This window comes from Candidatus Protofrankia californiensis, from assembly GCF_900634765.1.
Taxonomy (GTDB): Bacteria; Actinomycetota; Actinomycetes; order Frankiales; family Frankiaceae; genus Protofrankia; species Protofrankia californiensis.
In genome coordinates this window covers 3121-6919 of the sequence record NZ_CAAAFT010000171.1, presented here as the reverse complement: position 1 = coordinate 6919, position 3799 = coordinate 3121, and the positions used below count along the sequence as shown (strand labels likewise).

5 protein-coding genes are annotated in these 3799 nt (G+C 72.7%); 3 read left to right on the top strand and 2 right to left on the bottom strand.

Annotated features, from left to right (window positions below; genetic code table 11):
* The 3 genes from DD1DGNOD_RS29175 to DD1DGNOD_RS09610 all read left to right on the top strand — a co-directional run.
* Positions 1-612 (top strand): glycosyltransferase (locus DD1DGNOD_RS29175; RefSeq protein WP_241255610.1); only part of this gene is annotated, 612 nt, incomplete at its 5' end.
* On the top strand, positions 584-1621 hold the full coding sequence (locus DD1DGNOD_RS09615; RefSeq protein WP_241255609.1) for an SGNH/GDSL hydrolase family protein: 1038 nt from the start codon (positions 584-586) through the stop codon (positions 1619-1621). The genes DD1DGNOD_RS29175 and DD1DGNOD_RS09615, both read left to right, overlap by 29 nt.
* 63 nt (positions 1622-1684) lie before the next feature.
* Positions 1685-2470 (top strand): hypothetical protein, encoded by a 786-nt coding sequence (locus tag DD1DGNOD_RS09610; protein ID WP_131766287.1) that lies wholly within the window; start codon positions 1685-1687, stop codon positions 2468-2470.
* A gap of 128 nt (positions 2471-2598) precedes the next feature.
* Here DD1DGNOD_RS09610 and DD1DGNOD_RS09605 read toward each other — a convergent pair whose 3' ends face one another.
* Complete coding sequence (locus DD1DGNOD_RS09605) at positions 2599-3120, bottom strand: DUF3090 family protein (RefSeq protein ID WP_131766286.1); 522 nt, start codon at positions 3118-3120, stop codon at positions 2599-2601.
* Positions 3121-3291: 171 nt separating this feature from the next.
* Positions 3292-3799, bottom strand: a 508-nt coding sequence (locus tag DD1DGNOD_RS29170; protein WP_241255608.1) for a ferrochelatase, incomplete at its 5' end; no start/stop codon positions are given.

The following is a 3799-nucleotide window of genomic DNA, read 5'->3' as shown; positions in this document are numbered from 1 at the left end:
GCCTTCGCCCGCGACAGCGAGGTGCTGCTGGTGCACGCCAGCCGGCTGTCGCCGGAGAAGCGGGGCGACACCGCCGTGGACGCCCTGGCGGAGCTGGTCCGCCGCGGCGTCCCCGCTCGCCTGGTGATCGCCGGTGACGGCCCGACCCGGGGCCGCCTCATCCGGCGTGCCTCGGGCCTTCCTGTGATCTTTCTCGGTTTCGTCGCCGACCGTCACCGGCTCGCGTCCCTGCTGGCCACCGCGGACACGGTCCTCGCCCCCGGTCCGGTGGAGACGTTCGGACTGGCCGCGCTGGAGTCGATGGCCAGCGCGACCCCGGTCGTGGTCCATCACGGCAGTGCGCTGGCGGAGCTCGTCGTGCCCGGCACGGGGATCGTGGCCGCGGGCAGCGGCTGGACCTTCGCCGACGGCGTCGAGGATCTGCTGACCCTTGACCCGCTCGCCCGCAGGCGGGCCGCGCGGGCCCGCGCGGAGCAGTTCCCGTGGAGCGTCACCGTCGACGGCTTCCTCGCCGCCCACGGGCTGGACCCGGCCACCGGCCACCATGGGCAACACCCTGCGGGGCAGCACCCCGCGGACGAGCGTGACCACGACGCCAGCCGTGCCGCATGACATCACGATGAACATCACCACGAACATCACCACGAACATCGCGACGACCCGCCAGGACACCACGACTACCTGCTTCGTGGCGCTCGGCGACAGCATCACGGCCGGGCTGGGCGACGGTGTGAGCATGGGCCGCTACCGGCGGGACCACGCGGCACGGGCGCTGGCTGGGCGCGGCTGGGCCGCCATGCTCGCCGCCTGCCTGGCCCCGGCCGGACAGGTCCGGTTCGCCAACCTCGCGACCACCGGAGCGACCACCCGTGACGTCCGCGAAACGCAGATCCCGGTGGCCCTCGCGCTGCGTCCACAGATCGCGAGCCTCGTCGCGGGCATGAACGACCTGCTCTCCCCGGGGTTCGATCCGTTACGCCTGCGCCACAACCTGGTGTGGAGCGTCCGGGACCTGCGCGCGGCCGGCGTCCTGGTGCTCATGGCACGGCTGCACGACCCAGGGCGCCTGCTGCGCCTACCCCGTCCGGCGCGCCGGCTGCTCACCACGCGGATCGGGCGGCTCAACGCGGCGGTGGACGCCGCGGCCGCGGCCGATCGGGGGGTCCTGGTCATCGACCTGGATCACCATCCCGAGGCCTACCGGCTGTCGACCTTCGACGTCGACCGTGTCCACCCGGGTCCGCGGGGTCACCAGCTGATGGCCCGCGCCTTCGCCGAGGCGCTGCGGGAGGCTGGGGTGCCCCTGCTGGCCCTTCCGGCGGTGGGACCGCCCGCGACGCCCAGCCGGCTTGCCCACGCCGGCTGGATGGTGTCGGTGGGCCTGCCGTGGCTGCTCGCCCGCCCGGCCTCGCCGCTGCGCCGCCAGGTCCGGCGCATCATGGCGGGCCATCGTGCCGGGCGTACCAGCACCAGCCGTCACCTCCAGCGCATCGTCACAACCGGCGGCCAGGCCCAGCCCGAGCGCACGCAACCGCACACGGGTGCCGTGACGGTGCACGCGGGTGCTGTGCCGGCTCTACCAGGGACGATCAGCCCGTTACCAACCGTCGACCGGATGTGACCCCCAGCAATCTCCGCCGAGGACCGTCGCAGGACATGGCCACCATTCCTTACCGTAGTCATCGTGATTTGCGGCCAAGCTGCCTCGCCCCGCTCGGGGGCACTCACCGGATGGGGTAACGCGTGGCTTGCCGGGCTCGTGAGCACCGACGAGGCGATCACCGAGATCCTCGAGGGTTCGGGCGGGCCGGGCGCCCCCCACACCATCGACGGCGAAGGGCTCGCACTGGGTCTCGGCCGGCTACGGACCGTCGGCGCGCGACGGCTGCGGCTCGTCCTGCCCGTGCCCGGTGATGTCAGCGGCCTGCCCGGACCCGCGGAGACCAACCAGGAGGCCCTGGCCGCCGGAGAGGCGGTTGTCGTGCTGGGCCCCGTCCCCCCGCTGCTCCTGGTGCCTTCCGTGACCGCGCACGGCCCAGCCGTCGAAGGCGGTCTGGAGTCGGTGCACTGGCGCTCGGCGACGGGTCACCGCGTCCCGCCACCGCCGTCCCCGCTGAGCGCCGCGGAACACGAGCTCAACGACGCCATCCGGACGGCGACGGCCGCGCTGCTCCACCTCGACCGGGCGAAGGTCGATCCGGACGCGCTCGCCGCGCTGCGCGAACGCCACGCGGACGAACCGACGCTCCTGCTCCCCCCGGGCTATCCGCCGTCCGCGCACGCGTTGTTGGCACGCGCGGGACGGATCGCGAGCCTGATCGATCTGGCCGCCCGCGACGATGGGGCGGCGGTCACCGCCGAGGAGATCGAGCGCCGCTCGACCACGTTGCGGGGGCTGTCCGCGGCGGTCCGCCGGGCCTGCGAGTCGGCCTACGACGCCTTCGACCCCTCGCAGTCCCTCGCCCGGTAGCAGTCCCCCGCTCGACGGGCGCCCCGTTGCGACCGGATCCGGTGCCTGTGCGGCCACCGAGCCCGCTGCCACCGGGGCCCGCTGTCGGGCACGGTGCGCAGGCTCAGGCCAGTTCGCGCAGGCTCAGGTCAGTTCAGGCGTGGGCAGAAGTGCCCGGACGGATCGTCCGGGCGTCCGCAGAGCACGCACGAGGGACGACCGGCCGCGACGATGCTGCGGGCCCGTTGGACGAACGCCTTCGTCTGGTCCAGGGACAGCGAGACCTCGAGCGTGTCGAGCTCGGCGTCCGCGTCGAGCCGGCGCGCTCCGCCCGCGGCGAGCCCGGCGGCCTCGACAAGCACCCGTTTACCGTCCCAGGACACCGTGAGCCGGCCGAGATGGAAGTCCTCCTCGAACGGAGCATCCAAAGGCGCGAGGTCGACATCGACATCGCGGGCCTCCGGCAGTTCGCCTCCGACCCGGCGAACCTGGCCGAGCAACGTCGTGAGCCCTTCGGCAAGGGCGTTGACCTCGGCCTTCTCCAAGCCGACGGTTACGACCTGTCCTCGTGAGCTGGCCTGTAGGTAGAAGTCACGTTCACCGGGCTGGCCGACGGTTCCGACCACGAAACGGTCTGGCGAGTCGAACACGTGCCGCTGCCGCTGGTACACCTCGTCCCTCCTGGCGGTCCGTTGTGTCGGTGAACCGGACCGCAGCCCATCTGCCCACCGATTCCCCCAGCCGACGATCGGCGTGCCGTCGTCTGTGGGGACTGGCCGTCTCCCTCGTAAACCTGCTACGTCAGTGAACGTCTTATCCCCGGAGATTCGTCCCCGGCAACGTCAGAGACGTCCAACGTTATGGACATCATTGTGGACCGTGACGCCGTCGTGGACGTCATGGCGGGCACTGGCATGTGTGTCGAGCCGGCCGTCAGGCGCGTCGGGTCCGCGACCGGCGGTGTCCCGGTCGGGCTCCTCGTCCGCCGGGACGCCGGCGGCGGCCAGCGGCCGGCGTCCCGGCGACCGCGGGGCGCAGCACCACAGCGGGCACACGTCGTGGCTCGGTCCCATGGAGCTCAGGGCCGTCCGCGGGAGATCACCGTGCCTGCGTTCGTCGAGAAGTTCCCGGACCATGGTGACGAACCGGGGGTCAGTACCCACCGTGGACGCCCGGCGGAAGCTCAGCCCGGCCGCCCGGGCCCGCGCCGCCGCCACCATATCGAGATCGTGGACGACCTCCATGTGGTCGCTGACGAAACCGATCGGAACCACCACGACCGACCGGGTGTCCCCGGTGGCGCCAAGCGCCGCGAGATGATCGCCGACGTCCGGGGCAAGCCACGGGACG